This window comes from Meridianimarinicoccus roseus, from assembly GCF_003172915.1.
GTDB lineage: Bacteria > Pseudomonadota > Alphaproteobacteria > Rhodobacterales > Rhodobacteraceae > Meridianimarinicoccus > Meridianimarinicoccus roseus.
This window is the reverse complement of record NZ_QGKU01000038.1, coordinates 13,334-39,494: the sequence shown is the minus strand read 5'-3', so window position 1 is coordinate 39,494 and position 26,161 is coordinate 13,334. Positions and strand designations below refer to the sequence as shown.

General features: G+C 65.3%; 28 protein-coding genes. 20 read left to right on the top strand and 8 right to left on the bottom strand.

From position 1 onward, the window contains the following. Positions 1-34 precede the first annotated feature (34 nt). The 4 genes from DKT77_RS11965 to DKT77_RS11950 all read right to left on the bottom strand — a co-directional run bounded on the left by DKT77_RS11965 (position 35) and on the right by DKT77_RS11950 (position 4,857). Complete coding sequence (locus DKT77_RS11965; protein ID WP_109811935.1) at positions 35-1,831, bottom strand: ABC transporter transmembrane domain-containing protein; 1,797 nt, start codon at positions 1,829-1,831, stop codon at positions 35-37. Positions 1,832-2,009: 178 nt separating this feature from the next. Continuing rightward, positions 2,010-2,834, bottom strand: a complete 825-nt coding sequence (locus DKT77_RS11960) for an ABC transporter ATP-binding protein (RefSeq protein ID WP_238547841.1) — start codon at positions 2,832-2,834, stop codon at positions 2,010-2,012. Next, positions 2,834-3,856, bottom strand: a complete 1,023-nt coding sequence (locus DKT77_RS11955; RefSeq protein ID WP_238547840.1) for a FecCD family ABC transporter permease — start codon at positions 3,854-3,856, stop codon at positions 2,834-2,836. Before DKT77_RS11955 ends, DKT77_RS11960 begins: the two co-directional genes overlap by 1 nt. Further along, positions 3,829-4,857, bottom strand: coding sequence for an iron ABC transporter substrate-binding protein (locus DKT77_RS11950; protein ID WP_109811934.1), 1,029 nt, complete (start codon positions 4,855-4,857; stop codon positions 3,829-3,831). Before DKT77_RS11950 ends, DKT77_RS11955 begins: the two co-directional genes overlap by 28 nt. A 534-nt stretch (positions 4,858-5,391) precedes the next feature. Here DKT77_RS11950 and DKT77_RS11945 point away from each other — a divergent pair. From DKT77_RS11945 to DKT77_RS11935, 3 genes are read left to right on the top strand one after another with little or no spacing between them, the layout of a single operon-like run. Beyond that, positions 5,392-6,099 carry an ABC transporter permease gene (locus DKT77_RS11945; protein WP_109811933.1) on the top strand — a complete coding sequence of 236 codons (708 nt, stop codon included), beginning with the start codon at positions 5,392-5,394 and terminating at the stop codon, positions 6,097-6,099. Further along, positions 6,092-6,847 carry an ATP-binding cassette domain-containing protein gene (locus tag DKT77_RS21005; protein WP_109811932.1) on the top strand — a complete coding sequence of 252 codons (756 nt, stop codon included), beginning with the start codon at positions 6,092-6,094 and terminating at the stop codon, positions 6,845-6,847. The genes DKT77_RS11945 and DKT77_RS21005 overlap by 8 nt, the downstream gene beginning before the upstream one ends. A gap of 23 nt (positions 6,848-6,870) precedes the next feature. Continuing rightward, positions 6,871-7,689 (top strand): ABC transporter substrate-binding protein, encoded by an 819-nt coding sequence (locus DKT77_RS11935; protein WP_109811931.1) that lies wholly within the window; start codon positions 6,871-6,873, stop codon positions 7,687-7,689. 169 nt (positions 7,690-7,858) lie between these two features. Here the strand turns inward: DKT77_RS11935 and DKT77_RS11930 are convergent, their stop codons facing one another. Both DKT77_RS11930 and DKT77_RS11925 read right to left on the bottom strand, forming a co-directional pair. Then, complete coding sequence (locus DKT77_RS11930; RefSeq protein WP_109811930.1) at positions 7,859-8,980, bottom strand: Gfo/Idh/MocA family protein; 1,122 nt, start codon at positions 8,978-8,980, stop codon at positions 7,859-7,861. Positions 8,981-8,999: 19 nt separating this feature from the next. Further along, positions 9,000-9,701, bottom strand: coding sequence for a GntR family transcriptional regulator (locus DKT77_RS11925; RefSeq protein ID WP_109811929.1), 702 nt, complete (start codon positions 9,699-9,701; stop codon positions 9,000-9,002). Between the two features lie 77 nt (positions 9,702-9,778). On the opposite strand from DKT77_RS11925, the gene DKT77_RS11920 reads away from it, so the two are divergent. From DKT77_RS11920 to DKT77_RS11885, 8 genes are all read left to right on the top strand, one after another. Next, positions 9,779-10,933 carry an LLM class flavin-dependent oxidoreductase gene (locus DKT77_RS11920; protein WP_109811928.1) on the top strand — a complete coding sequence of 385 codons (1,155 nt, stop codon included), beginning with the start codon at positions 9,779-9,781 and terminating at the stop codon, positions 10,931-10,933. Beyond that, the gene (locus DKT77_RS11915; protein WP_109811927.1) at positions 10,933-11,826 is read left to right on the top strand and encodes an aldo/keto reductase; all 894 of its coding nucleotides are present in this window, start codon (positions 10,933-10,935) and stop codon (positions 11,824-11,826) included. The genes DKT77_RS11920 and DKT77_RS11915 overlap by 1 nt, the downstream gene beginning before the upstream one ends. A gap of 1 nt (position 11,827) precedes the next feature. Next, positions 11,828-12,346 carry a flavin reductase family protein gene (locus tag DKT77_RS11910; RefSeq protein ID WP_109811926.1) on the top strand — a complete coding sequence of 173 codons (519 nt, stop codon included), beginning with the start codon at positions 11,828-11,830 and terminating at the stop codon, positions 12,344-12,346. Between the two features lie 94 nt (positions 12,347-12,440). Next, positions 12,441-13,097, top strand: a complete 657-nt coding sequence (locus DKT77_RS11905) for a TRAP transporter small permease (protein ID WP_109811925.1) — start codon at positions 12,441-12,443, stop codon at positions 13,095-13,097. Continuing rightward, complete coding sequence (locus DKT77_RS11900) at positions 13,098-14,387, top strand: TRAP transporter large permease (protein ID WP_109811924.1); 1,290 nt, start codon at positions 13,098-13,100, stop codon at positions 14,385-14,387. It begins immediately after the preceding gene. A 23-nt stretch (positions 14,388-14,410) separates the two neighbouring features. Then, complete coding sequence (locus DKT77_RS11895; RefSeq protein ID WP_109811923.1) at positions 14,411-15,466, top strand: TRAP transporter substrate-binding protein; 1,056 nt, start codon at positions 14,411-14,413, stop codon at positions 15,464-15,466. A 164-nt stretch (positions 15,467-15,630) separates the two neighbouring features. Continuing rightward, positions 15,631-16,263: a hypothetical protein gene (locus DKT77_RS11890; protein WP_109811922.1), complete on the top strand. Its 633-nt coding sequence runs from the start codon at positions 15,631-15,633 to the stop codon at positions 16,261-16,263. Positions 16,264-16,487: 224 nt separating this feature from the next. Then, the gene (locus DKT77_RS11885; RefSeq protein WP_109811921.1) at positions 16,488-17,537 is read left to right on the top strand and encodes a M42 family metallopeptidase; all 1,050 of its coding nucleotides are present in this window, start codon (positions 16,488-16,490) and stop codon (positions 17,535-17,537) included. 160 nt (positions 17,538-17,697) lie between these two features. Here DKT77_RS11885 and DKT77_RS11880 read toward each other — a convergent pair whose 3' ends face one another. Together DKT77_RS11880 and DKT77_RS11875 are read right to left on the bottom strand one after the other, a co-directional pair. Continuing rightward, the gene (locus tag DKT77_RS11880) at positions 17,698-18,225 is read right to left on the bottom strand and encodes a GlcG/HbpS family heme-binding protein (RefSeq protein WP_109811920.1); all 528 of its coding nucleotides are present in this window, start codon (positions 18,223-18,225) and stop codon (positions 17,698-17,700) included. Then, positions 18,222-18,584 carry a thioredoxin domain-containing protein gene (locus DKT77_RS11875; protein ID WP_109812070.1) on the bottom strand — a complete coding sequence of 121 codons (363 nt, stop codon included), beginning with the start codon at positions 18,582-18,584 and terminating at the stop codon, positions 18,222-18,224. Before DKT77_RS11875 ends, DKT77_RS11880 begins: the two co-directional genes overlap by 4 nt. Positions 18,585-18,730: 146 nt before the next feature. Here DKT77_RS11875 and DKT77_RS11870 point away from each other — a divergent pair, with 146 nt between their 5' ends. From DKT77_RS11870 to DKT77_RS11830, 9 genes are all read left to right on the top strand, one after another. Further along, entirely contained in the window at positions 18,731-19,471 is a 741-nt protein-coding gene (locus DKT77_RS11870; RefSeq protein ID WP_109811919.1) for a cytochrome c biogenesis CcdA family protein, read from the top strand. A gap of 11 nt (positions 19,472-19,482) precedes the next feature. Then, positions 19,483-20,064 carry a SoxW family protein gene (locus DKT77_RS11865; RefSeq protein ID WP_109811918.1) on the top strand — a complete coding sequence of 194 codons (582 nt, stop codon included), beginning with the start codon at positions 19,483-19,485 and terminating at the stop codon, positions 20,062-20,064. A gap of 116 nt (positions 20,065-20,180) precedes the next feature. Next, positions 20,181-20,666 (top strand): sulfur oxidation c-type cytochrome SoxX, encoded by a 486-nt coding sequence (soxX, locus tag DKT77_RS11860; protein WP_109811917.1) that lies wholly within the window; start codon positions 20,181-20,183, stop codon positions 20,664-20,666. A gap of 23 nt (positions 20,667-20,689) precedes the next feature. Beyond that, complete coding sequence (gene soxY, locus DKT77_RS11855) at positions 20,690-21,106, top strand: thiosulfate oxidation carrier protein SoxY (protein ID WP_109811916.1); 417 nt, start codon at positions 20,690-20,692, stop codon at positions 21,104-21,106. Between the two features lie 18 nt (positions 21,107-21,124). Then, positions 21,125-21,454 carry a thiosulfate oxidation carrier complex protein SoxZ gene (gene soxZ, locus DKT77_RS11850; protein WP_109811915.1) on the top strand — a complete coding sequence of 110 codons (330 nt, stop codon included), beginning with the start codon at positions 21,125-21,127 and terminating at the stop codon, positions 21,452-21,454. A 26-nt stretch (positions 21,455-21,480) separates the two neighbouring features. After that, positions 21,481-22,332 carry a sulfur oxidation c-type cytochrome SoxA gene (gene soxA / locus DKT77_RS11845; RefSeq protein WP_109811914.1) on the top strand — a complete coding sequence of 284 codons (852 nt, stop codon included), beginning with the start codon at positions 21,481-21,483 and terminating at the stop codon, positions 22,330-22,332. Between the two features lie 86 nt (positions 22,333-22,418). Continuing rightward, positions 22,419-24,116: a thiosulfohydrolase SoxB gene (soxB, locus tag DKT77_RS11840; RefSeq protein WP_109811913.1), complete on the top strand. Its 1,698-nt coding sequence runs from the start codon at positions 22,419-22,421 to the stop codon at positions 24,114-24,116. Between the two features lie 30 nt (positions 24,117-24,146). Next, a complete protein-coding gene (soxC, locus tag DKT77_RS11835; protein ID WP_238547839.1) occupies positions 24,147-25,418 on the top strand; it encodes a sulfite dehydrogenase in 1,272 nt (423 codons plus the stop codon). Beyond that, the gene (locus DKT77_RS11830; RefSeq protein WP_109811912.1) at positions 25,402-26,082 is read left to right on the top strand and encodes a c-type cytochrome; all 681 of its coding nucleotides are present in this window, start codon (positions 25,402-25,404) and stop codon (positions 26,080-26,082) included. The genes soxC and DKT77_RS11830 overlap by 17 nt, the downstream gene beginning before the upstream one ends. The last annotated feature ends 79 nt before the right edge of the window (positions 26,083-26,161 follow it).

Genomic DNA, 26,161 nt, shown 5'->3' with positions numbered 1-26,161 from the left:
GCCAAGGCCGCGACATGAGTGCGCCCTCCTCGCGTTACTCCGCCGCGACCGCACCGCCGGTGAATTGCAACTCCGCCAGACGGGCATAAAGCCCACCCTGCGCGACAAGGCTGTCATGGGTTCCGCTGGCCACTATCCGGCCCGCGTCGAACACGAGGATGCGGTCGGCCTTTTTCACGGTCGCAAGCCGGTGCGCGACAATCAGCGTGGTTCGGTCGCGCGCCAGCGCCTCGACCGCGCGCTGCACCGCCAGTTCGCTTTCGGCATCGAGCGCCGATGTCGCCTCGTCCAGCAGAAGCACCGGGGCCTCGCGCAGGATCGCTCGGGCAATGGCGATGCGCTGCTTCTGACCGCCCGACAGCATGACCCCGCGCTCGCCCAGCTGGCTACCATAGCCCTCCGGCAGGTCGCTGACGAAGCCATGCGCGGCAGCGGCCTTCGCGGCGGCGATCACCTCGTCGTCGGTCGCGTCGGGGCGCCCGAAGCGAATGTTTTCCATCGCAGTGTCGGCGAAGATCACCGGCTCCTGCGGGACCAGCGCGAGCTGCTGGCGGAAGTCCTGCCGCGCCATGTCGCGCAGGTCGGTCCCGTCCAGCAGGATGCGGCCCGCCGCCGGGTCGTAGAAGCGCAGCAGAAGCTGCAGGATCGTTGTCTTGCCCGCTCCGGACGGGCCGACCAGCGCCACGGTCTCGCCCGGCGCGATGGTCATGCTGACACCATCGAGCGCCGCTGCATCGGGCCGGGAAGGATAGGTGAAGCGCACCGCGTCGAAGGTAATCTCGCCCCGACAGGGCTGCGGCACCGGCGCGGGGCGCGCCGGGTCGGTTACGCTGTCCGATGCGGTCAGCAACTCGACCAGCCGCTCTGTCGCCCCGGCCGCGCGCTGCAATTCGCCCCAGATCTCGGACAGCGCAGCGGTGGAGGCGGCCATGATCCCGGCATAGATCACGAACTGCACCAACGCGCCGATGGTCATGGCCCCCTCGCGCACATCGCGCGCGCCGATCCACAACACGCCCACGATGCCGGCAAAGACCAGGAAGATCACGATCACGGTCAGCGCCGCGCGAACAGCGATGCGCGCCTTGGCCGACAAGAAGGCCTGTTCGGTCACGTCCGAAAAACGCAGCGCAGACAGCGTTTCGTGGCTGAAGGCCTGGACCGCCTGCACCGAGAGCAGCGTTTCTGACGCCTTGCCCGAGGACTGCGCGATCCAGTCCTGGTTGGCCTTCGACAGCTTGCGCACGCGCCGCCCCAGCGCGATGATCGGCACGATCACCACGGGCACGAGGAGCAGAACCAGACCGGTGAGCTTGGCCGACGTCGCCAGCATCATCGCCAGCCCGCCGAAGAAAAGCAGAACGTTGCGCAGGAACCACGACACGGAACTGCCGATCACGGATTGGATCAGCGTGGTGTCGGTGGTGATGCGCGACAGCACCTCGCCCGTCATGATCTTCTCGTAGAACGCGGGCGACATGCCGATCATGTTGTTGAACACCGCCTTGCGGATATCCGCCACGACCCGTTCGCCCAGCCGGGTGACAAGGTAATAGCGCGTGCCGGTGCCAAGCGCGAGCAGCCCGGCGATCATGATGGCCGCAAGGAAATACTGGTCGAGCAGTTGGGTGGATCCGCTCTGGAAGCCGTCCACCACGCGGCGCACCGCCAGCGGCAGCACAAGCGAAACGAGTGCGGTGAACACGAGCGCGACAACCGACAGCGCCAGCAGCCCGCGATAGCGCATCACGAACGGCATCAGGCCGCGCAGCGCGCCGATCTTGCGCGAACCCGCGCGGTCTTCGGTGTCGGTAATCGGTTTACGCGCCATGGTCCGCCTTCTCTTCGGGTCCCGCTGATTTAACCCAGCGGGGGGGCTGCAACAAGCGTCGCAGGCGGGACAACTGATCGCAGCGCGCATCGGCACGGTTTGCATCGCTTGGGCCGGAGGCGGCGCGGTGGCATCGCGGAGATTCGGGCGGGCGGCGCCCATCGGCGCGCGGGACGCCCTACGCGACGGGGATGGCGCGCGGCGTTTCAGAAGGCGTGACCTGCCGATCCAGCGTCGGCAGGCAGACCTTGCGGCCCGAGCCGGTCGTTTCGACGGTAACGGGAATGCCGTAGACCGTGCTCAGGTTCGCAGCGGTCAACACCGCCGCTGCCGGTCCGTCGGCCATTACCCCGCCCCGGTGCATCAGCAGCACCCTTGCCCCCAGCGCGAATGCCTGATCGGGGTCATGCGTGGACAGGATGACACCGCGCCCCTGAGGGGACTCATCCCGGACCAGCGCCCCGATCTGCGCCAGAACCTGCGCCTGGTTGCCGAAATCCAGACTGGCGGTGGGCTCGTCCATGACGATGAGTGGCGTGTCCTGCGCCAATGCGCGCGCGATCAGGACCAGTTGCCTTTGCCCGCCGGACAGACGGGAATAGTCGCGGCAGGCCAGGTCGCCGATCCCAAGACGCGCCATCGCAGCCAGCGCCGCGACGCGATCCGCACGGCCCGGCTGCGCAAAGGCACCAAGCCTTGCGGTGCGGCCCATCAGAACGACCTCGGACGCCTCGAACGGAAACGGCGGCGCGTGGGCTTGCGGGACATAGGCGATGCGCCGGGCGATCTCGGCCCGGCGCTGCGACGCGATGGGTGTGCCGCCCAGCAGCACATCGCCCGACAGGGCGGGCAGCAGCCCCAGAAGCGTCCGGAACAGAGTGGTCTTGCCGCAGCCGTTTGGACCCAGCAGGCACAGAATTTCACCTTGCGCGACCTTGAGCGTCAGCCCCGTGCCAATCGCCACCTGGCCATAGCCGATGGACAGTTCTTGCGCTTCCAGCATCAGGACCACCCGCGGCGGCCGCGCGCCAGCAGCCAGACAAAGAACGGCGCCCCGATCACGGCGGTCAGGATGCCCAGCGGCACTTCGACCTGCGCGATGGTACGGGCTGCAGTGTCCACGATCAGCAGATATCCCGCCCCGATCAGCGCCGAGGTCGGCAGCAGCCGCCCGAAACCCGGACCGACAAGCATCCGCGCGACATGCGGGATCACCAGACCGACCCAGCCCACGACGCCAGCAAGGGCTGTCACGCTCGCCGTGATCAGCGTCGCTGCGGCGATCACGAAGAAACGCGTTCTGCCCGCCTCGACGCCGAGCGCGCGCGCTTCCTCGTCGCCAAGGCTCAGCACGTTGATGCGCCAGCGCAGCAGCGCCAACGGTACAAGCCCGATCAGCACCATCGGCAGGGCGGGCAGGATGTCTTCCGTGGTGGTCGCGGCAAGCGAGCCGAGCAGCCAGAAGGTGATTGCGGGCAACTGGTCATAGGGATCAGCCATGACCTTGAGCAGCGATGTGGCCGCACCGGCAAGCGCGCCGATCACCACGCCGATCAGCACCAGCGTCAGCGTCCGGTCTGTATTTCGGACCACGGATGCAACCAGTGTCACGAAGCCAACCGCCGCCATGCCGCCCACGAAGGCCGACGCCTGGATCGCAGCCACGGGCAGCGACAAGAAGATGCCCGCCACCGCGCCCAGCCCCGCGCCGGCCGACACGCCGAGAATGTCGGGCGAGACAAGCGGGTTACGGAACAGCGCCTGATAACTCGCCCCGGCCGCCGCAAGAGCCGCGCCTACCAGCAGCGCCGCGCCGACGCGCGGCAAGCGAATGCTCCACACCACGATCTGCGCCTGCCGGTCGCCTTGTCCGAACAGCGCCGCCAGGGTCTGCCCTGGCGTCAGGCCGTAGGGTCCGACCATCACCGCCCCGAAGGCCAGCGCCACAAGGCAAAGCACCAGCGCGCCGGACAGAGTCGGGGCCGGGCGCGGCGGGTCTACATCGGCGGTCGTCCCTCGGCCCATTCGAGCAGCCTTTCCAGTTCCTCATCGGCCAGTTCCACATGATAGAAGCGCCGATAGAATGCACGTGCCTCTTCGCGCAGATCGCCATCCCACCGGTCGGGATAAAGCAGTCCCGCCATCCAGAGCAGCCCCATCATCCGGTTGAGCGAAGGCGGCCTGTCGATCCAGCCGAACGGTGCCGTGGGCGACAGGTAGACGCGGCCTGCCTGCACGGCGTCGATGCCCTGCCACAACGGATCATCAAAAACCCTGGCGTAGAAGTTGCGGTCCCACGTCACGATGGTGTCGGGGTTCGCCACGATCAGCTGTTCCATCGAAGCGTTCACCAGCCCGCGCGTCGCGCCGCCATCATCGGCCACATTTCGCCCGCCCGCACGTTCGATGATTTCGGTGTTGATCGAGCCTTTCATGCCGGTTTCCAGCCCCTCGGGCCCGCGCGCTAGGTAGACGCGGGGTCGCTGGTCAACCGGCACATCCAGCAGCATGGCCTCGATGCGCGCGAAGGTCGCTTCGACCTCTGCGGCCAATGCCTCGCCCCGCTCGGGCACGCCAAGCGCCTCGCCTAGCAAGCGCAGTGCCTGCGGCGTGTTTTCGAAGCGCCCATCGATAAGGATGTAAGGGATGCCGGTCTGGCGCTGCACACGGTTCGCAAGATCGACGTAGGTGTCGCGAACCGACCCGAAATCAAGGATCAGATCGGGCCGGATTTCCAGCACGCGTTCAAGGTTCGCTTCGCCGCCGCGCCCGGTAAGCCGCCCTGTTTCGGGCAGATCACGAAAGGGTGGCGCGATATAGGCGCGCTCTTCCGGCCGCAGGGCGCGCGGCCAACCGGTCATCGCCTCGGGCTTCATGACATAAAGCAGGATCGCGGCGGGCGGTCCGGCGGCGAAGACCGTGGTCACCGCATCGGGCAGCGTGACCGTTCGGCCTGCGCTATCCGTGATGTCGCGCGCCTGCGCGGACGGTGCCAGAAGGGCAAGGACCAGCAGAAAAACTCGCATCTCAGTCTCCTTTCGGGATCAAGGCTGCGTAGAACCCGTCATCCGCCAGCACCGCAGACGACAAGATCTGCGGCGCCTGTTTCAATACCTCGGCTTCGGGAGTGTCAGGCAAGATTACTCCGCCATTGGTCCTGACCGAAAGCGGGCCAAGGCTCCGGTGAGACTGCGGGTGGGGCACCCTGGTACGCGCCCGTACGGCCTTCATACCGTGCGAAGGAACCAGAACAACCTGCCCGGCGCACGGGGCCACGCAACGCGCGCATCAGGCGGCGTCGCGCTGCGCGGGCTGCAGGTCGGGCTGCAGGTCGGGCTGCGGCGCCCAAGCATCATAGAGGCGCGGTGACCTGTCCGCGTAATTTTGGTCGCTGAAAACATGTGCCTCCGGAAATTTTGCACTTCTTTCACGCAGGAATGTGGCGCCCTGAACCGATAGGCTCACATTGTAACGGCTTTTTCACCCTGACCAGACTTGAACTTCTCGTTTGATGCAGCATAGACTGCAAAAAATCCGACATCCATCAGTGGTGGTAAATTTTGCAGTCAATAGGAGAAGCCTTCGGACTAGCGCTGCAACTTGTCGCCTCGGGCGACGGCGACCTGTTGGAGATCGTCCTTCTGTCGCTGCGCGTAAGCCTGACTGCGACAGCGGTGGCTTGTCTGATTGGACTGCCCATCGGCGCGCTGGTCGCCATCGGGCGCTTTTCAGGGCGCGGCGCCGTGCTGATCGTGATGAACGCCCTCATGGGCCTGCCGCCGGTGGTCGTCGGGCTTGTCGTGTACCTGCACCTGTCACGCTCTGGGCCGCTGGGGTTTCTGGGTCTGCTCTATACCCCGACGGCGATGATCATCGCACAAACCATCCTGATCGCACCGATCGTCGCGGCCCTGTCGCGGCAGGTGCTCGAGGATCTTCATGCCGAATATGCCGAGCAGTTCCGGTCGTTGTGCCTGACACGGCTGCAGACGGTTCAGGCGCTGATCTGGGACGCGCGCTATTCGCTTCTGACGGTCGGGCTTGCCGGGTTCGGGCGGGCCGTCGCGGAGGTCGGCGCAGTCATCATCGTGGGCGGGAATATCGACCACCTGACACGGGTGATGACCACGGCCATCGCTCTAGAAACCTCGAAGGGCGATCTGGCGCTGGCGCTGGCGCTGGGGCTCATCCTGCTGGTCATTGCGCTAGGCGTGAACGCGGCAGTGCAATCGGTGCGCATGACGGCGGCGCGGCACGCCCATGTCTGACACGGCGCTGCCCCTCGCCACAAAGCTGAAGGACGCGGTGCCTGCTGCGCCGCTGATGCCGCTGAGCGTGCGCGACCTGACCCTGCGCTTCGGGGAGACCACGGTTCTGGACGGCCTGAACTTCGATCTCGGGTCTGCGGGCTGCACCATGATCATGGGCCCGAACGGATCGGGCAAGAGCCTGCTTCTCAAGCTTTTGCACGGACTGATGGCCCCGACATCCGGCCACATCGACTGGGGCGGGCAAGACCCCCAGGCCGTCACGAAACGGCAGGCACTGGTGTTCCAGAAGCCGGTGCTGCTGCGCCGGTCGGTCGCCGCGAATATCGACTTCGTTCTCAAGACCCGCGGCAAGGACCGGGGCCGCCGCGACGCACTGCTGGACCATGTCGGTCTCGCGCACAAGGCGGATCAGCCCGCGCGCCTGTTGTCGGGTGGCGAGGCGCAGCGGCTCGCCCTCGCACGGGCACTGGCCACCGATCCGGAGGTGCTTTTCCTCGACGAGCCGACCGCAAGCCTTGACCCTGCGTCGGTTCTTGCGATCGAGACCATCGTGCGCGATGCGCGCAATCGCGGTATGCGCATCTGCTTTGTCACGCATGACATGGGGCAAGCCCGGCGCATGGCCGACGACGTGCTGTTCCTGCATGGCGGGCGCATCGCCGAACACACGGCCGCGCGCGACTTCTTCTGCGAGCCGCAAAGCGCGTCGGCGCAGAATTACATGGACGGCAGGCTTGTCGTCTAACGGACCAATCCAGGGAGAGTTACATGCGAAAACGTGCACTTGGCGCAGCAACGCTGGCCATTCTGCTTGCGGGCCAGGCCTGCGCTCAGGACCAGTCCATCATCGTGCAGTCGACGACATCGACGGCGAATTCTGGGCTTTATGACTACCTGCTGCCGATCTTTCAGGAGAAGACCGGCATCGAGGTCAACGTGGTGGCCGTGGGCACGGGTCAGGCGATCAGGAACGCCGAGAATTGTGATGGTGATGTGCTTCTGGTCCATGCGAAGCCGTCCGAAGAGAAGTTTGTCGAAGCGGGGTACGGCACGTCGCGAACGGACTTGATGTACAACGACTTCATCATCGTCGGCCCCGAGGCCGATCCGGCCGGCGTCGGCGGCTCCGACGACGTGCAGGGCGCTCTGGCAAAGATCGCCGAGCAAGGCGCGCTGTTTGCCTCGCGCGGGGATGACAGCGGCACCCACAAAAAGGAGATGGCGCTGTGGTCCGATGCCGGTGTCGACCCGACCGCCGCCTCGGGTGACTGGTACCGCGAGACCGGTTCCGGCATGGGGGCGACGCTCAACGCGGCCATCGGCATGGGCGCCTATGTGATGACCGACCGCGCGACCTGGATCAGCTTCGGGAACAAGCAGGACTACCAGATCGCCGTGCAGGGCGACGAGGACATGTTCAACCAGTATGGCGTGATACCGGTCAGCCCGGACCATTGCCCCAGTGTCAACACCGAAGCCGCACAGACCTTTGCCGACTGGCTGGTTTCGGCGGAGGGTCAAACGGCCATCGCAGGCTACACCGTCGCGGATCAGCAGTTGTTCTTCCCCAACGCACCGTCGAACTGAGAAAGATCGGGGCAGACCGGTCCGGTCTGCCCTGTCCTGCCTTCACGGCCTGTCTGGAACGCACGGTCAAATCAATCGCCCCTGACAGTCAGGAACCGTCTCGACCCCACGCATGAAAGGCGCGGGGCGCAGGGCAGACCACCGTTTCCTGTTCGCCGACCACCGGTCCCTATCGCGCGCCCATCGCCGCCAGCGGCGCGGCGTCCCGGCGTATCGGCAGATCCAGCGTGACAGCACGCCCCTCGGTGGCCGAAAGCTGGGCGGCAAGGCCCATCTTGACCGCGCGCATGCCATCCTCGAAGCCGACCTCGGGCGTGGCCGCACCGCGCACCACGTCGACAAAACGCTGGTGCTGGAAATAGGTGGCGCCGTTGTGGTCCCCCGCTTCCAGAAGCGTGTCCGGGACCGGGATGTCGCGCGCGACCGGCCCTTTCGGCATTCGCGGACTGACGATAAGGCGGGGCTGCGGTGCCGGCCCGAGCGCGGGCGGCCAAAACCGCCCCGGCCCCGGCACAAGCGCCTGGATCTTGCCTTGCGCGCCCACGGCCGTAATCTCCTCCTGGTATTCGGAGCCTTCGGCGAACATGCAAAGGTCCAGCATCGCACGCGCGCCGCCGGAGAAATCGACGATCACATAAGCATGGTCCCAGACATCCGCCTCGGTCAGCCGGTTCACCGCCTGCCCACCGCTCGCCATCACGCGGACCGGCTCGTCAGCCAGCAGGAAGCGCATCAGGTCGAAGAAATGGCAGCACTTTTCGACCAGTGTTCCACCGGTGCGGGCAGTGTGCAGGTTCCAGCCGCCGACCTTGTCTAGAAACGGGAACCTGTGTTCGCGCAGTGTAAGCATCCGGATGCCTCCGGTCACACCGGCAGCCTGTTCGGCCAGCGCGGCAACCGGTGGCATGTAGCGATACTCCATCGCCACCCAGACCGGCGCGGGGTAATGCGCCCGGAACGCCTCCAGGCGCGGCAGGTCCGCCGGGTTGGTAAACAGCGGCTTTTCCACCAGCACCGGCAGCGGGCGCGTCGCCGCCACCTGTTCGAGCTGGTCCAGATGGCAGTCGTTGGGGCTGGCGATGACCAGTGCGTCGAGGTTCGGATCGGCAAGAAGCGCATGGAGCCCGTCATGGACAGTCGCGCCCGGAACCAGCGCCCGTGCCTGCGCCAGCATCGCGGGATCGGGTTCGAACAGCGCCGCGACCTCAGCCGCCTCCAGCAGGGCGATGTTCCGGATATGCTCTTGCCCCATCATTCCGCATCCGATGATGCCGTATCGCAAGCGTGCCATGCGCGCCGCCCTTCTTCCTTCAGCGGCTGCGCGCAACATAGACCGCGCGCGCCGGGTTGAACCATGTCCGGGAAACTTCGGCCCGGGTTCCGTCCGGAGCGGTGCTGACCCGGTCCACCAATCCGCAGGGCGCACCGCCCGTCAGCCCGATGTCGGCGCCCCAGCGCGGCACGTCTCCGATGCCGATCCGGTCTTCCACGCCCGCGATCCAGAGCCCGAGCCGCATCCGGTAGAACAGATAGAGCGACTCGGAAAGATCGTGCGCCGACAATTGCGCGGCATAGGCCCCGTCGAGCCAGATTTCCTCGGCCGCGACGACCAGCTCGTCCAGCAGCCGCAGCCGCCGGATGCGGTGCGCATCCGGCGCGGTGCCGAAGTCCGGCAGGTCCGGCGTCTTCGCGCAGCGCGCAACCTCGAGCACTCGAGCCCGTGGCAGCCCGCCACCATCCCGCCTCTCAAGTCGGAAGAACGAATATATTCCAGTACCCTGCCCCGTGTCCTTGATGTAATTTCCAGACCCTTGCTGACGCGCGATCACGCCCTGATCCGCCAACCGGGACAGCGCCTTGCGCAAGGTGCCCACCGCTACGCCCATGTCGTCGGCCATCGCCCTTTCAGGTGGAAGACGATCCCCCACGCGCAAGCGCCCGGCCGCGATTTCGCGCAGCAGAAGTTCCGACAGTTGCAGGTATTTCGGAAGGGCGCTTCGGTCGGTGCTCATCGGTCCGGGCCAAAATTGATTTATGATTGATGCACCAATCCGAAGCTGCTACGCAAGCGAAAAACAGGAGCTAGAAGATGACTGTCGTCCCCGTCACCTCCGCTGATCTCGACGCCGTGGAAGTGTCGTGGTTCGCGGCCCTGTGTTCCGACGACTACGCCTTTCTCGGCGTGCCGGACGGCGCGCTGCGGTCCAGTTGGGAACACTGCTCGGCCATCGTGCGCGAGGCCGAGGCGCAGGGCTTCCGCAACATCCTTTGCCCTTCGTCCTACCAGGTCGGGCAGGACGTGCTGAGCTTTGTGGCCGGGAACGCCCCGATCACCGACAGGATCAACTTCCTTGCCGCCGTGCGCTGCGGCGAGATGCAACCGATCATGCTGGCACGCACCTTGGCCACGATCGACCACATGCTTAAGGGCCGCCTTACCGTCAACATCATATCAAGCGATTTTCCCGGCGAAGTGGCCGACAGCGCATTCCGCTACCAGAGGTCCCGGGAGGTCGTCGAGATCCTGAAACAGGCATGGACCCGAGACGAGATCAACTATGCCGGGCAAGTCTATGATTTCAAAGGACTCACTGTCGATCCTGCGAGGCCCTACCAGACCGGCGGGCCGCTGCTTTATTTCGGGGGCTATTCGCCCGCCGCTCTGGACCTGTGCGGGCAGCATTGCGACGTCTATCTGATGTGGCCCGAACCGAAGGAGCAGATCTCCGAACGCATGAAGGCCGCCGCACAGGCAGCTGAAAATCATGGGAGAACGCTGGATTACGGGCTGCGTGTGCATGTCATCGTGCGCGATACCGAGGCCGAGGCGCGCGAATATGCCGACCATCTCGTCAGCCGGTTGGACGACGAGTACGGCACACTGATCCGCGACAGGGCGCATGACAGCATCTCGCTGGGCGTGTCGCACCAGGCCCGGGCGCGGGAACTGGCCGACAAGTTCGGCTATGTCGAACGGCACCTGTGGACCGGCATCGGGCGGGCGCGGTCGGGCTGCGGCGCGGCACTGGTCGGGTCCACCGATCAGGTTATGTCCGAGCTTGAAGCCTATCGGAAGATGGGCATTCGTGCCTTCATTCTCTCGGGGTATCCGCATCTGGACGAATGTCGCCACTTCGGCGCGCGCGTGATGCCGCACCTGAAAACCTGCGCGCTGCCCGAGGTGTACGGGCGCGTGCCCGCAACAACACCGCCCACCCCGCTGGGCACGGGAGACCGTCACTGATGCATCGCGCCATACTCGCCCCGGATTTCTCGCTTTCGCGCATCGTCTACGGAATGTGGCGGCTGGCGGATGACGAGGACACAAGCCCCGGCCACGTGCAGGCCAAGATCGAAACTTGCCTGAGCCAGGGCATCACCAGTTTCGACCAGGCCGACATCTATGGCGGATATACCGCAGAGGCGGTTCTGGGCGGCGCGCTGCGGGCCGCGCCACACCTGCGCGACCAGATGGAGATCGTGAGCAAATGCGGTATCGTCGCGCCCGTCGGGCGCCACGCGGCGGTCGGCGTGAAGCACTATGACACGACTGCGGCGCATATTACCGCGTCGGTGGACCAGTCGCTCACGGACATGGGCATTGACCGGATCGATCTTCTGCTGATCCACCGGCCCGACCCGCTGATGAACCATATCGACACCGGGGCAGCGCTGGACGGTCTGGTGGCGTCGGGCAAGGTGCGCCATGTCGGAGTATCGAACTTCCGCCCGCATGACTTCACTCTGCTGCAATCGGCGATGCGCACGCCGCTGGTGACAAATCAGATCGAAATGAGCCTGCTGCACGCAGACCCGTTCACCAACGGCGATCTGGCCTTCCTGCAGGAACGCGCGATCGTGCCGATGGCGTGGTCGCCGCTTGGCGGGGGCGCGCTGTTCAAGAAACGCAACAAGGGTCTAGTGAAGCTGCTTACCGCGATGGGAGAGCCGTTCGGGGTGGACGCGGCCGCAGTCGCCATCGCGTGGCTGATGGCCCATCCCGCGTGGATCGCGCCGGTGGTGGGCACGAACACACTGGCGCGCATTGCCACGCTCGCCGATGCGTGCAAGGTGACGCTGAGCCGGGAAGACTGGTACATGCTTTATACCGAAGCCACCGGCGCGGAGGTGCCATGACATGGACGGCACGCAGGATTTCGAGATGACGAGTTTTCTGCCCGGCCCGGGAGCGGAGCGGCAGTATCGTGATGCGCTGGGTCTGTTCGGTACCGGCGTCACCATCGTTACGGCACAGGGACCGGACGGGCCTGTCGCAATCACCGCCAACAGCTTTTCGTCTGTGTCGCTGACCCCGGCGCTGGTGCTCTGGTCGGTCGATCTGAAGTCGGATCGCTGCCCCGTATTCCGCGACGCGTCCTTCAGCGCGATCCATGTGCTGGACGAAGGTCAGGCCGATCTTGCGCTGCATTTCGCGAAGAACGGCCGGGCTTTCGACGGCGTCGACTGGATCCTCTCCGAGGAGGGCGTGCCGCTTCTGGGCGGATGTCTTGCGCGGTTCGAATGCGAGACCGTCGCGGACCATCCCGGCGGCGACCACCGTATCCTTGTCAGCCAGGTTCTGCGCGTGACAAGGTCCGACGGCGCACCGCTGCTGTTCGCCAAGGGCGGCTTCGGCCGGTTCGCGCGCCGGGACTGACACTGCAGGGGGCTTGTCGGCCCCGTGCCAGCCAGACCCGCGCAAGGCGGGCGGCGGCCGCACAATGCGGCCCGATGGGAGGAGGATCGCCGCGATGGCGGTATTGCTGGGGCTTCTGGGGCCGCTTCAGGCGCTGAACACGGCCGCCGGGGCGTTCGGTCGATGGGTGACGGTCGCCGCGATGGCGCTGATGGTGGCGGTGATACTGCTCCAGGTGTTCTTCAGGTATGTTCTGAACAACGCGCTGCCCTGGCCCGACGAAGCTGCGCGTTTCCTGATGCTGTGGATGACCGGGCTGATCGCGCCCGTCGCCTACCGGCGCGGCGGCTTCGTGGCGATCGACCTTGTGTCCCGCGCCCTGCCCAGCCGCGTCGCGGCGCTGCTGGGGCTGGCGCTGCTGTCCGTCGCCCTGCTGGTGCTGCTGAAGGGCGTGCAGCTGGGCCATTCGCACACAATGTCCGGATGCCTGTTCAAGTCGGCGTCGCTCTGGGTACCGTTCACATTCGAATTCGCGCTGCCGTTGCCGGGAAGCGGGCTGTCGCTGACGTTATGCACCCGCGCCGACGCCGCGCTTGGTCTGTCCTTCGGCTGGGTGAAGATGCCGCTGGCAATGATGTATGGGTCGCTGTTCGTCGGACTTGTGCTTCTCACGCTCGTCAATATCGAACTGATGCTGCGCGCTCTGGTGACCTTGGGTGGCGGCGCGGCGGCGCTGCAGGCGATCCCGCAGGACGTGGTGGAGGCGGAATAGATGCTGATCTGGTTCCTGCCACTTTTCCTCGTTTTTCTGCTCATCGGCCTGCCGGTGTTCTTCGCGATGCTGGCCGCGCCGGGGCTGCTTTTGTTCCTGAACGGTCAGGAACGCGACATCGCCCTGCTTTATCGCAACGTCTATAACGGTATGGACAGCTTTCCGCTGATGGCGATCCCGTTCTTCATGCTCGCGGGAGAGTTGATGAACCGCGGTGGCATCACCGCGCGGCTGGTGGAATTCAGCCAGGCGCTGATGGGGCACCTGCGCGGCGGGCTGGCGCATGTGAATGTGCTGTCCTCGATGCTGTTCGCGGGACTGTCAGGATCGGCCGTGGCGGACACCTCGGCGCTTGGATCGATGCTGATCCCGGCGATGGAAAGACAGGGTTACACCCGCCGTTTCGCCGCCGCGATCACCGCGGCGAGTTCGGTGATCGGGCCGATCATCCCACCGTCGGGCATCATGATCATATACGCCTACGTGATGGGCGAGTCGGTCGCGGCGCTTTTCCTTGCGGGGATCGTGCCTGGCATCCTCGTCGGGCTCGGGCTGATGCTGATGATCAAGGTCATGGCCGACCGATATGACTTTCCGATCGCCTCGCCGCGCACCACCTGGGGCGAAACAGGCCGCGCCAGCCTGAAGGCGTTCTTCCCGCTGCTGACGCCCGTCATCATCCTTGGCGGCATCCTTGGCGGAGTGTTCACCCCGACCGAGGCCGCCGCAGTCGCCGTCGCCTACGCGCTGGTGATCGGGCTGTTCGTTCTCAGATCGCTGCGTCTAGCCGAGATCCCGGACGTGCTGGCCCGCGCCGGTATGACATCGGCGGTGGTGCTGCTTCTGGTCGGCTCCGCGATGGCTTTCAAGACAGTCGTCTCGCTCAGCCACGCGCCCGAAACGCTGGCCGCGATCATCCTCGGGCTGTCGGAAAACCCGCTGATACTCCTGTTCCTGATCAACCTTCTGCTGTTCATCGTCGGCATGTTCCTCGATGCCGGACCCGCGATCATCATCCTCGGGCCGATCCTGGGGCCGATCTTCACCGATCTCGGCGTGGACAGCGTGCATTTCGCTATCATCATGTCGGTCAACCTGACCGTCGGGCTGGCGACGCCGCCAATGGGGCTGGTGCTGTTCGTCGCCTCCAGCGTGTCTGGCGAACGGGTCGAAACCATCGCTCGCGCCATCCTGCCGTTCCTCGCGGTCGAGATCGCGGTGATCTTCCTGATCACCTTCGTGCCCGCCTTTTCCATGACCGTGCCCCGCCTTGCGGGCTTCGTGAACTAGAGCATCTGACAGGGAGAAAAGACATGCTCAGACACCTCACCACACCGCTTCTGGCCGCAGCGCTAGCCGCCGCGCCACTCGCAGCTCTCGCGCAGGACTATACTTTGCGCGCCACCGCCAATTCCAACGAGAACGACGAAGATTACGACGGGCTGGTCGTGTTCAAGAACTACGTGGAGGCCGCGTCGAACGGCGCGATCGCAGTGGAGCTGTTCATCGGCACGCAGCTGTGCAGCAATGGCGCAGAGTGCCTTCAGGGCGTCTCCGACGGATCAATCGACATCTTCATCTCCACCTCGGGCGGTGCGGCGGGGATCTTCCCCTACGTGCAGGTGCTGGACCTGCCCTACCTGATGACAGGAGACCGTGTGGCAGAGACCGTGCTGCAGGGCGATTTTGTGCGCACCATGCGGGATATGGCGCTTGAGGACAGCGGCGGCACGATCCGGCTGATGACCATCGGCAACACCGGCGGATGGCGCAACTTCGCCAACACCCAGCGCACCGTGCGCCAGCCGTCGGACCTTGAGGGGCTGAAGATCCGAACGGTCGTCGCCGACCTGCCGCAGGAACTGACCCGCGCGCTCGGCGCCGCGCCGACGCCGATCCCGTGGCCCGAGTTGTTCACCTCGCTGCAGACCGGCGTCGTGGAAGGCACCAAGAACGGCATCACCGACATCATGGGCATGAAGTTTCCCGATGCCGGACTGCAATACATCACGCTGGACGGGCACGCCTACATGGGCGCGCTGTGGTGGATGAACAACGACCGCTTCCTGTCCATGCCCGAGGATCTGCGCCGCGTGGTGAATGACGGGTTCTATCAGCTTCAGCAGGCGACCTTCGCCAGCCCCAAGCGCAAGTCCATTGCCGCCTACGAGGCGTTCGTGGAAGGTGGCGGGGAGATCTACGTACCCTCGCCGGACGAGATGGCGCAGTTCCGCGACGCGGCGGCGCCGGTCTATGACTGGTTCCAGGCCAATGTCGATGGCGGCGAGCGGATCTTCGCCGCGCTGCAGGACGCCGTCGCCAAGGCCGAGGCGGACATGGAAGCGGCCAACGCGCGCGACCTGAACTGAAGCCGGACGACACGGCAGGACCGAGGATCGGGGGGCGTCGCTGCGGCGGCGCCCCCTCTTCTTTTGCTCAGCCATGTCTCGGATGCATCGCCGTCCTATACCTTCGGTCACTTCTCCGAAATCATTGTGCCGTCTATGTAAACCTCAGTCACGGAGGACACGGCATGAAGCACATCGTCATCACACTTATTGCAGCACTTTTCTCGACCGGCGTCAGTGCGGCCACCCTTCCGGCCAGTGAGGCATCCGACCCGAATGGCGACTTCGCGGGCAACCCGGCAAGCGCGCCTGTCTTCAGCAGTGACGTGCGTCTGGTCACCGGCGCGCAGAACAAGCAGAACGACATCGACTTCCTGACCTTCGACGGCTTCGCCGAAGGCACGCTCAGCCTTGATTTCGTGTTCACGCATCCCGGCGGGAAAAACGGCAAGCTGGATTTCCTGCTGCAGCGCGAGGCCTTCAAGAACAAGCACTCCTGGCCCGACCACTATCACAATCCGGGCCACTACACCGAATCCATCAGCGGGCTCGACGGGGACAGCGCCCACAAGGTGTCCTATGTGCTCGACGGGTATACAGGCCCGATCCACGTCGCGCTGCGCTTTTATGACAGCGATGCGTTCTATGGCCGCGACAAGCGCCCGCTCGGCGTGATCTATACAGCCGAACGGGTCGGGGCCGTGATGCCCGCACCGGCACCAAGCCCGGCCCCGGTGCCCCTGCCCGCCGGGTTGCCGCTGGCGCTGGCCGGTATCGGGGCGCTGGCAGCGCTGCGCACCCGCAGCCGGGCGTCCTGACCGGTTCTCGCCCAGTTGTTGATCAGTTCATTTCCAAGTCGCTTCCTTCACCAGTTCATTTCCCGGCACGCCGTCTCCTTCGGGAGACGGCGTTTTTTCTGTTTCGCACCGCGCCGGGCCGAAGCACGGGCAGCGCGCTGGCTCTGGTCCTTCCTGCGGCGATGCGCGATACCAAGGCGGATCGACACTGCAGACCGATCTGCCGTTCACCTGAAAGGATGCCCATGACCGACAGTGCGCCCCTCAACATCGACCTGCTCAAGCGACTGTGCGAAACCCCCGGCGTGCCCGGACAGGAAGACCGCGTGCGCGACCTGATCCGAAGCGAGATAGATGGACTGTTCGACGCGGTAGAAGAGGACGCGATGGGCTCGTTGCTTTGCCGCCGCGACGGCACCGGCACCGAACCCCTGAAGGTCATGCTGCTGTGCCACATGGACGAGATCGGCTTCCTCGTCAGCCACATCACCGAACAGGGCTATGTCTATGTCCAGCCGGTCGGGGGGTTCGATCCGCGCAACCTGTTCTCGCGCCGGGTTCGGGTATGCACCGAAGGCGGCGACCTGCTTGGGGTAATGAATCCCGGCGGGCGCCCGGTGCACATCGCCAGCCCCGAGGATCGCAAGAAAGTGCCCGAGATCAGCGAATTCTTCATCGACCTGGGGCTGGGCGAGGCGACGGCCGACAAGGTGCGCGTCGGCGACATGGTGGTGATGGAGGAACCGTTCCTCGAGATCGGTGACAAGGTCGTCTCGAAGGCCCTCGACAACCGGATCGCCTGCTGGCTTGGGATCGAGGCGATCCGGATGTTGGGCGAGACCCGGACAGATGCCGAAATCCACGTTGCCTTCACCTGTCAGGAAGAGGTCGGCCTGCGCGGGGCGCGAACCGCAGCCTTCGCAGTGCGCCCGGATATCGGCATCGGCGTGGATACCACGCTGGCCTGCGACACGCCCGGCGTGCCGGAACAGGACCGCACGACTCAACAGGGCAAGGGCTTCGGACTGCATATCCGGGATGGCTCGTTCATCGCCGATCGCGGGCTGGTCGATACGTTTGCCAACCTCGCCGAGGCCGAAGAGATCCCGTTCCAGCGCACCATGCTGCGCGCGGGCGGACAGGACGGCGCGGCGGCGCAGCAGGCCGCGGCGGGCGCGCGCGCGATCGGGATCGTGGTGGGCACGCGATACATCCACACCGTGACCGAGATGATCCACAAGACCGACCTCGCCGCCGCGCGCGACATCCTCGGCGCCTACCTGCGCACGATGTAGGCCGCGCCGCGGGTCGGGGGTGACCGCCCGGGCGCGGCAGCGCCCGGGCCCGGCCCAACGGGAGCCGCCCGCGCGGCACGCGCGGGGGGCGACGGGCGGGAGCCGCCCCGCCCCGCAGGGACAGGTATCGTGCCCGCCGCCTCGCGCGCGGCCTTTCTGATCAGAACGCTATGTCGAACTCGATCGCGTCCAGTCCCGCCTGCGCGCAGACGTCGTCAAGCGACGGGCCGGGCGCGCCGGACACGCCGATCCCACCGACCATCGAGCCGTCACCGCCCATGACCGGCAGCCCGCCGCCCAGCGGCAGCGCCGTCTCCAGGAACCTGATCCCGAAGGACTCCGTCCCCGGCGCGGTCTCCTCGTGCAGGGCCGATGTCCCGGTGCGGAAACTGACCGCCGTCCATGCCTTGCGGAAGGAGGTGTCCTGCACATGCGCCCCCGCGAAGCGGTCGCGCAGGAACACCTGCGGCAGACCGAACCGGTCCACGACCGTAACGCCAACCTGGTAGCCCTCTGCGCGACAGTGCTCCAGCGCGGCCTGCGCCGCCTTCAGTGCCATCTCGGGCTTTAGCACCCGGAAGGTCACGAAGGCCCCGTCCTCCCCGGCCGTGTCTTGCGCCGCGCCAGTGCCCGGCAGGCCCGCCATCGCCAGCCCCGCGGCCAGCAGCGCCCCCAAACATCTTGTCATTCGCCTTCTCCTCCCTTGAAATCCGTGTGCTCCGCCAGCAGCGCCGACAGACCCCACCAGAACAGCTCGTCCCCGCCATAGCCTTCCATCCGGGCCAGCTCGCGCCCGTCCTGCACAAGGATGAAGGTCGGCGTGAACACCGCGCGCCCGTCAAGAGAAAGGTCCATCGGCACGGGCGCGCGCAGATCGATCCGGCGCAGCGGCGCGAACCGCCCTTCCGCCGTCTTGGGATAGATCGCCGCCACCTCCGCATTCCAGGCTTCGCACCAGTGGCAACCATGCTGTTCCACCATCACCAGCTCAGCCGTCTGCGCGCCAGCGCCATGCCCCAGCCACAACGCCGCAAACGCAGACAGCATCAGCCGCGGGAGCCCAAAAGGCCCGGTCGGCACAGGAACCCATTGCAGAATGCGCATGTTTGCCGCACCTCCCCGTGCCACGCGAATATTGCAAATATCATAGAATGCGAATGTAATTCCCGCAAGCCGCAGGGAGGGGCGCGCACGTGTTCGAAGTTTCCGTCGTCAGCGCATTGCTGGGCGGGGTGATCGTCTTCTTTTCACCCTGCATCCTGCCGATCGTTCCGTTTTACCTGTCCTACATGGCCGGTGCCAGCATGGCCGAGATCCAGTCCGATGGCAGCCTGCCCGCCGGGTTGCGGCGCCGCGCGCTGCTCGCCTCGGTGATGTTCTCGCTGGGGATCATCACGGTGTTCGTGCTGCTGGGCGCAGCGGCTTTCAGCCTCAGCCAGACCTTTCGCAGCTACCAGACCGAATTCCGGCTGGTCGCCGCGCTGATCGTCTTCGTGCTGGGCCTGCATTTCCTCGGGGTGATCCGTGTCGGTCTGCTGAACCGCAGCTTCAGCATGGACAGCGGCCAGACCGGCACGATGTCGGTGCCGGGCGCGTTCCTCGTCGGGCTGGCCTTCGCCGCCGGCTGGACACCGTGTGTCGGCGGGGTGCTGACCGCAGTGGTCTTTCAGGCCAGCCAGGAGGCGACGGCGCAACGCGGCCTTCTGTTGATGCTGGTCTTCGGGATCGGCATGACAGCGCCCTTCGTTCTCGCGGCGGGTTTCATCGGTCCGTTCCTGCGTTTCGCAGCGCGCTTCCGCCGCCATCTCGGAACCGTGGAACGCATGATGGGCGTGTTTCTGATCCTCTTCGCGGTGCTCATCGCCACCGACAGCGTGAACTACATCGCCGCGTGGATGCTGGATACATTCCCGGCTTTCAAGTCAATGATCTAGGGAGGAAAACGATGAAGAACCTGATTGCGACAGTCGGGCTGGCCGTCAGCCTTGCGCTGCCCTCACCCGCAGCAGAACTGGGCGACGACGGGCTGCACAAGGCCGCCTGGATGCGCGAGACCTTCCTTGACCTTCGCGAGGACCTGGAAGACGCAAACGCCGAAGGCAAGCGGCTTGCCATCATCTTCGAACAGCGCGGCTGCATCTACTGCGAGAAGATGCACACCGACGTGTTCCCGCGCCCTGACATCGACAGCTACCTTCATGACAATTTTTTCGTTGTCCAACTGAACCTGCATGGTGCGCTGGAGGTGACCGATTTCGACGGTGAGGTTCTGAGCGAACGGCAGATGGCGCGCAAATGGGGTATGCTGTTCACGCCGACACTAATATTCCTGCCGCAGGACGTGGACGAGGGAAGCACGGCAACGGCGGCCGCCGTCGCGACGATGCCGGGCGCTTTCGGCGCGGACACGACGCTCGATCTACTGACCTGGGTTGTGGAAGAACGCTACGCCATCGAGGATGGCGAGGACTTCCAACGATACCATGCGCGCCGGATTTCAGAACGCAGATCCGAGAGAAATCAATAAACTGGATGAATGTTCCGTCCAAACTGCCGCAGGGCGATTTCTTTTCTTGCGCCGCGCTGCAACAGACGAATACATTCAAATAACAGAACTTGTGAGCTTCAACTACGGGAGGAGATATGAAGCTATTCAGAACAGTTCTGGTGGGTGTGGGCCTTGCCTGCGCCGCCACGAACGCGGTTCAAGCCGCAGAAACCGCCCCGTCGAATGTGACCCATGACGATTACGGTTCGGTCGCCGCCTCGCTGACCGGCGTTGCAGGCGATCCTGCAAGAGGCGCGGCGGTCATGACCGACCGAGGGCTCGGCAACTGCATCGCCTGCCACGAGGTCACCGCGTTGAAGGACGCGCCCTGGCACGGCGAAGTCGGGCCGGTGCTCGATGGTGCGGGGTCGCGCTGGACCGAAGCAGACCTGCGCGGCATCGTCGTGAACTCGAAGATGGTCTTCGACGGCACCATCATGCCCGCCTACTACAAGAACAGCGGCTATGTGCGCCCCGGTGACCTTTACACCGGCAAGGCGGGCCCGGCCGAGATGCCCACCATCCTTTCAGCCCAGCAGGTCGAGGACGTCGTCGCCTTCCTGCTCACGCTGCAGGACTGACCCGGAAGCAGAAGGAGTTTCCCATGATCTTCACACGACGCGAGACCCTCGCAATCGGGGCGGGCGCCGCAGCGTCGGCCTTCCTGCCGATGCAGGTCAACGCCGCCGCCGATGACGTCATTGCCGCCTTCACGGGCGGCGCCGAAGTCGCAGACGGCGGGGTGGACCTGAACGCCCCGGAGATCGCCGAGAACGGCAACACCGTGCCGATCGAAGTCGGCGCGGACGGCGCGACCGCGATCATGCTGATCGCAACGGGCAACCCGACCCCGGGCGTCGCGACGTTCCATTTCGGCAAGCTGGCAGGCGCGCATGTGGCCGCGACCCGCATCCGCCTTGCCGGCACGCAGGACGTGGTCGCCATCGCCCAGATGGCCGACGGCAGCTTCAAGCGCGCCTCGGCGAACGTGAAAGTCACCATCGGCGGCTGCGGCGGCTGAGACGAGGAGAACAGACAAATGGCAGACAACGTCAAACCCCGCGTCAAGGTCCCGCGCTCCGCTTCGGCGGGCGAAAGTGTCCTGCTCAAGACGCTCATCAGCCACCCGATGGAAAGCGGCCAGCGCAAGGACAGCGACGGCAACCCGATCCCGCGGTCGATCATCAACCGCTTCACCTGCGCGTTCAACGGAGAGAACGTGATCGACGTCACGCTGGAACCCGCGATCTCGACCAACCCGTTCATCGAGTTCGAGGCCGTGGTGCCCGAGGCGGGCGAGTTCGTGTTCACCTGGTACGACGACGACGGGTCCGTCTACACCGAGACCAAGGCGATCGAGATCGGCTGAGCGATCAGAATCTAGGGAGGAATTCTATGGCAAAGCTGAACCTGACCACCGCGCTGGCGACGGCGGCCCTTCTGGGCACCGCGAGCGGCGCTTGGTCCGACGAGAACGCCACGCTGATCGTGAACGGCGAGATCGAGATGGTCACCCGCACCGCGGCGCCCGATCATGTCCCGTTCGACGAAATCCGGTCGGGCTGGACGTTCCGCACCGAAGAGACGCAGGTCCTGCAGATGGATGACTTCGACAATCCGGGCATGATCTTCGTGGACCAGGCGATCGACACCTGGAACACCGCCGAGGGCAGCGAGGGCAAATCCTGCGCAAGCTGCCACGAGGATGTGGAAAGCTCCATGCAGGGGGTGCGCGCCGTCTATCCGAAATGGAACGAGACTGCGGGCGAGGTCCGCACGCTAGCGATGCAGATCAACGACTGCCGCGAGAACCAGATGGGGGCGAATCCCTACAAGTACGACAGCAACCCGATGGCCGCGATGGAGGCGCTGATCTCCGTCCAATCGCGCGGGATGCCGGTGAATGTGGCGATCGACGGCCCTGTCTCCGAGACCTGGGAAAAGGGCAAGGAGATCTACTATACCCGGTACGGCCAGCTCGAGTTGTCCTGCGCGAATTGCCACGAGGACAACTACGACAACATGATCCGGGCAGACCATCTGAGTCAGGGCCAGATCAACGGGTTTCCGACCTACCGGCTGAAGAACGCCAAGCTGAATACAGTGCACGGCCGCTTCAAGGGCTGCGTGCGAGACACGCGTGCCGAGACGTTCAGCCCCGGCAGCCCGGAGTTCGTGGCGCTGGAACTCTACGTCGCATCGCGTGGAAACGGCCTTTCGGTCGAGGGCCCGTCGGTCCGCAACTGACCGCACCGATCTAGCCGACCCGGCTTACCCCCTTCCGCTCCGGCGGGAGGGGACCGTTGACCCCTACCCTTCGGAGTGACCCGCGCATGATTTCCCGCCGCGACTTTCTTCAGACCACCATGGCGGCCTCCGCCCTTGTCGGGGCATCCGGTTTCGGCAACTGGGCGCGGCTTGCCGCGCAGCAGGCGCTGACACAGGACCAGCTTCTGGACTTCGACACGTTCGGCAATGTGACGCTGATCCACATCACCGACCTGCACGCGCAACTGAAGCCGATCTATTTCCGCGAACCCGAGATCAATCTCGGCGTGGGCGCGGCCGCCGGCAAGGTGCCGCACATCACCGGCGCAGATTTTCGCAAGCTGTACGGCATCGCGGATGGAAGCCCGAGCCACTATGCGCTGACATACAACGATTTCACGGCGCTTGCGCAAGCCTATGGGCGGGTCGGCGGACTGGACCGCTGCGCGACCGTCATCAACGCGATCCGGGCCGCGCGCCCCGACGCGCTTTTGCTGGATGGCGGCGATACATGGCACGGCTCCTACACCTGCTATCACACCCAGGGGCAGGATGTTGTGGACGCCATGAATCTGCTCAAGCCCGACGCCATGACCTTCCACTGGGAATTCACACTGGGGTCGGACCGAGTGCGCGACATCGTCGGCGGGCTGCCCTTCCCCGCGCTCGGCCAGAACATCTTCGACGCCGAATGGGACGAGCCGGCCGAGGATTTCCAGCCCTACCAGATGTTCGAACGCGGCGGCGCGCTGATCGCCGTGATCGGGCAGGCCTTCCCCTATATGCCCATCGCGAACCCGGGCTGGATGTTCCCCGAATACAGCTTCGGCATCCGTGACGAGCGGATGCAGGAAATGGTGGACGAAGTGCGCGCCGCCGGGGCCGACCTTGTCGTTTGCCTGTCGCATAACGGCTTCGACGTGGATCGCAAGATGGCGAGCCGGGTTTCCGGCATCGACGTGATACTGTCCGGCCACACCCACGACGCGTTGCCCGAACCGGTGCTGGTGGGCGAGACGATCGTTGTCGCCTCCGGGTCGAACGGCAAGTTCATCAGCCGGGTGGATCTCGACGTGCGCGACGGGCGGATGATGGGATTCCGGCACAAGCTGATCCCGATCTTCTCGGACGTGATAGCGCCAGACCCGCAGGTCGCGGCCGCCATCGATGCCGGGCGCGCCCCGTTCGAGGACCAGTTGTCGGAAGTCATCGGCCGCACCGAAAGCCTGCTTTACCGGCGCGGCAACTTCAACGGGACATGGGACGACCTGATCTGCGATGCGCTCATCACCCAGCGCGAGGCGGACATCGCCATGTCGCCCGGCGTGCGGTGGGGACCGTCGGTCCTGCCCGGCCAGGATATCACCCGCGAGGACATCTTCAACGTAACCTCGATGACTTATGGCAAGGCCTACCGCACCGAGATGACCGGGGAGTTCATCCATACGATCATGGAAGACGTGGGCGACAACCTGTTCAACCCGGACCCCTATTACCAGCAGGGCGGCGACATGGTGCGTGTCGGCGGCATGGGCTACCGGATCGATGTGAGCAAGCCGATGGGCTCGCGCATCACCGACATGACCCTGCTCAGCACCGGCGCGCCGATCGAGCCGGAGAAGACCTATGTCGTCGCGGGCTGGGCCAGCGTGAACGAAGGCACGGAAGGGCCGCAGATCTGGGACGTGGTCGAGGATCACGTCCGCAACCAGGGCACCATCCGCCTGACCCCGAACACCAGCGTCAAGGTGACCGGCGCCTGAGCGCGCCCACCGGCAAAGGAGGCAAATTCCATGACAGACATTTTCAAGGGCATGAAGCCGACACGCAGGTCGTTCCTGCGCGGCGCTGCAGCGGCGGGGGTCGGCGCGGCTGCGGGCGGCGGGGCCGCACGGGCGTCGGGAGATCCGGCCTTCGCCGAGTTACAGCCGTGGATGCAGGAACTGGGCGATCCGGTTGATGCCGCGCCCTATGGTATGCCCTCGGAATTCGAGGCGCATGTGCAGCGCAAGACGGTCTACTGGCTGACCGCCGATCCGATCAGTTCGATCAACTTCACGCCGCTGCATGAACTCGACGGGATCATCACGCCGAACGGGCTGTGCTTCGAACGCCACCACGCGGGCGCCGCGCATGTGGACCCGGCCTTGCACCGTCTGATGATCAACGGGCTGGTGGACCGAGAACTTGTCTTCACCATGGAGGACCTGCTGCGCTTCCCGCGCGAGAACCATGTCTATTTCCTGGAATGCGCCGCCAATTCCGGCATGGAGTGGCGCGGCGCGCAGTTGAACGGCTGCCAGTTCACGCACGGCATGATCCACAACGTCATGTATACCGGCATCCCACTGCGGCTGCTGCTGGCCGAGGCGGGCGTGCAGACCGCAGGAAAATGGCTGCTGGCCGAAGGCGCGGACGCGTCCGGCATGACGCGGTCGATCCCGATGGAAAAGGCGCTGGACGACTGCCTTGTCGCCTTCAAGATGAACGGCGAGGCGCTGCGCGTCGAACAGGGCTATCCGCTGCGGCTGGTCGTGCCGGGTTGGGAAGGCAACATGTGGGTGAAATGGCTGCGGCGGCTGGAGGTCGGCGACCAGCCCTGGCACCACCGGGAGGAAACCAGCAAGTACACCGACCTTCTGGCCGACGGCAGCGCGCGCCGTTTCACCTGGGAAATGGACGCGAAGTCGGTCATCACCAATCCCAGCCCTCAGGCGCCGCTGACCCACGGGCCGGGGCCGACCGTGCTGACCGGGCTGGCATGGTCCGGCCGCGGTACGATCCCGCGGGTGGATGTCACCCTCGATGGCGGAAAGAACTGGCACAAGGCGCGCATGTCCGGCCCGTCGCTGACAAAGTCGCTGCACCGCTTCTATTTCGAATTCGACTGGAACGGGCAGCCCCTGCTGCTGCAAAGCCGTGCGCATGACAGCACCGGTTACGTGCAGCCGACCAAGGACCAGCTGCGCGCGGTGCGCGGCACCAATTCGATCTACCACAACAACGGCATCCAGACCTGGCATGTCAGCAAGACCGGAGAGGCCGAAAATGTCGAGATTTCCTGACGCTGCGGCGGCGCTTCTGGCCGCGGCCCTGATCGCGCCCGCCGCGTTCGCAGACGAACCGGCGCAAGGCCGCGACGGCGGCTTCGGGCTAGGCCGCGAGGCCAGCCCCGAGGAAGTCGCGCTGTGGGACATAGACGTCCGCCCCGACGGCAAGGGCCTTCCCGAAGGATCGGGCAGCGTCGAGGACGGCGAGGAAGTCTGGAGCTACAACTGCGCCCATTGCCACGGCGATTTCGCCGAAGGCATAGACCGCTGGCCGGTGCTGGCGGGCGGCGAGGGCACGCTGGCCAACGACCGGCCGGTCAAGACCATCGGCTCCTACTGGCCGTACCTGTCGACGGTCTACGACTACGTCAATCGCGCTATGCCCTTCGGCTATTCCCAATCGCTCAGCCCCGACGATATCTACGCGATCACCGCATACCTGCTCTATTCCAACTACCTCGTGGAAGACGATTTCGTGCTCACGCACGAGAACTTCGCCGAGATCGAGATGCCCAACGCGCCAAATTTCTTCATGGACGACCGAGCCGAGACCGAAGTGCCGCAGTTCAGCGCAGAACCCTGCATGAGCGACTGCAAGGACAGCGTCGAGATCACCGCGCGCGCCGTGGTGCTGGACGTTACCCCCGAAGACGGCGAAGCTGGCGGCGGTATCGACTGACGACGATCTGGCCCGTATTCTTTGACGCGGGCCAGGCAGGGCCGGACAATACCTCCCCTTGTCCGGCCCGACATCGGCC

Bases quoted from the DNA above. Each gene is read 5' to 3' on its own strand.
- DKT77_RS11965 (WP_109811935.1), bottom strand. From the start codon at position 1,831: ATGGCGCGTAAACCGATTACCGACACCGAAGACCGCGCGGGTTCGCGC.
- DKT77_RS11960 (WP_238547841.1), bottom strand. From the start codon at position 2,834: ATGCTGGAAGCGCAAGAACTGTCCATCGGCTATGGCCAGGTGGCGATT.
- DKT77_RS11955 (WP_238547840.1), bottom strand. From the start codon at position 3,856: ATGGGCCGAGGGACGACCGCCGATGTAGACCCGCCGCGCCCGGCCCCG.
- DKT77_RS11950 (WP_109811934.1), bottom strand. From the start codon at position 4,857: ATGCGAGTTTTTCTGCTGGTCCTTGCCCTTCTGGCACCGTCCGCGCAG.
- DKT77_RS21005 (WP_109811932.1), top strand. From the start codon at position 6,092: ATGTCTGACACGGCGCTGCCCCTCGCCACAAAGCTGAAGGACGCGGTG.
- DKT77_RS11935 (WP_109811931.1), top strand. From the start codon at position 6,871: ATGCGAAAACGTGCACTTGGCGCAGCAACGCTGGCCATTCTGCTTGCG.
- DKT77_RS11930 (WP_109811930.1), bottom strand. From the start codon at position 8,980: ATGGCACGCTTGCGATACGGCATCATCGGATGCGGAATGATGGGGCAA.
- DKT77_RS11925 (WP_109811929.1), bottom strand. From the start codon at position 9,701: ATGAGCACCGACCGAAGCGCCCTTCCGAAATACCTGCAACTGTCGGAA.
- DKT77_RS11920 (WP_109811928.1), top strand. From the start codon at position 9,779: ATGACTGTCGTCCCCGTCACCTCCGCTGATCTCGACGCCGTGGAAGTG.
- DKT77_RS11915 (WP_109811927.1), top strand. From the start codon at position 10,933: ATGCATCGCGCCATACTCGCCCCGGATTTCTCGCTTTCGCGCATCGTC.
- DKT77_RS11910 (WP_109811926.1), top strand. From the start codon at position 11,828: ATGGACGGCACGCAGGATTTCGAGATGACGAGTTTTCTGCCCGGCCCG.
- DKT77_RS11905 (WP_109811925.1), top strand. From the start codon at position 12,441: ATGGCGGTATTGCTGGGGCTTCTGGGGCCGCTTCAGGCGCTGAACACG.
- DKT77_RS11900 (WP_109811924.1), top strand. From the start codon at position 13,098: ATGCTGATCTGGTTCCTGCCACTTTTCCTCGTTTTTCTGCTCATCGGC.
- DKT77_RS11895 (WP_109811923.1), top strand. From the start codon at position 14,411: ATGCTCAGACACCTCACCACACCGCTTCTGGCCGCAGCGCTAGCCGCC.
- DKT77_RS11890 (WP_109811922.1), top strand. From the start codon at position 15,631: ATGAAGCACATCGTCATCACACTTATTGCAGCACTTTTCTCGACCGGC.
- DKT77_RS11885 (WP_109811921.1), top strand. From the start codon at position 16,488: ATGACCGACAGTGCGCCCCTCAACATCGACCTGCTCAAGCGACTGTGC.
- DKT77_RS11880 (WP_109811920.1), bottom strand. From the start codon at position 18,225: ATGACAAGATGTTTGGGGGCGCTGCTGGCCGCGGGGCTGGCGATGGCG.
- DKT77_RS11875 (WP_109812070.1), bottom strand. From the start codon at position 18,584: ATGCTGTCTGCGTTTGCGGCGTTGTGGCTGGGGCATGGCGCTGGCGCG.
- DKT77_RS11865 (WP_109811918.1), top strand. From the start codon at position 19,483: ATGAAGAACCTGATTGCGACAGTCGGGCTGGCCGTCAGCCTTGCGCTG.
- soxX (WP_109811917.1), top strand. From the start codon at position 20,181: ATGAAGCTATTCAGAACAGTTCTGGTGGGTGTGGGCCTTGCCTGCGCC.
- soxY (WP_109811916.1), top strand. From the start codon at position 20,690: ATGATCTTCACACGACGCGAGACCCTCGCAATCGGGGCGGGCGCCGCA.
- soxZ (WP_109811915.1), top strand. From the start codon at position 21,125: ATGGCAGACAACGTCAAACCCCGCGTCAAGGTCCCGCGCTCCGCTTCG.
- soxA (WP_109811914.1), top strand. From the start codon at position 21,481: ATGGCAAAGCTGAACCTGACCACCGCGCTGGCGACGGCGGCCCTTCTG.
- soxB (WP_109811913.1), top strand. From the start codon at position 22,419: ATGATTTCCCGCCGCGACTTTCTTCAGACCACCATGGCGGCCTCCGCC.
- soxC (WP_238547839.1), top strand. From the start codon at position 24,147: ATGACAGACATTTTCAAGGGCATGAAGCCGACACGCAGGTCGTTCCTG.
- DKT77_RS11830 (WP_109811912.1), top strand. From the start codon at position 25,402: ATGTCGAGATTTCCTGACGCTGCGGCGGCGCTTCTGGCCGCGGCCCTG.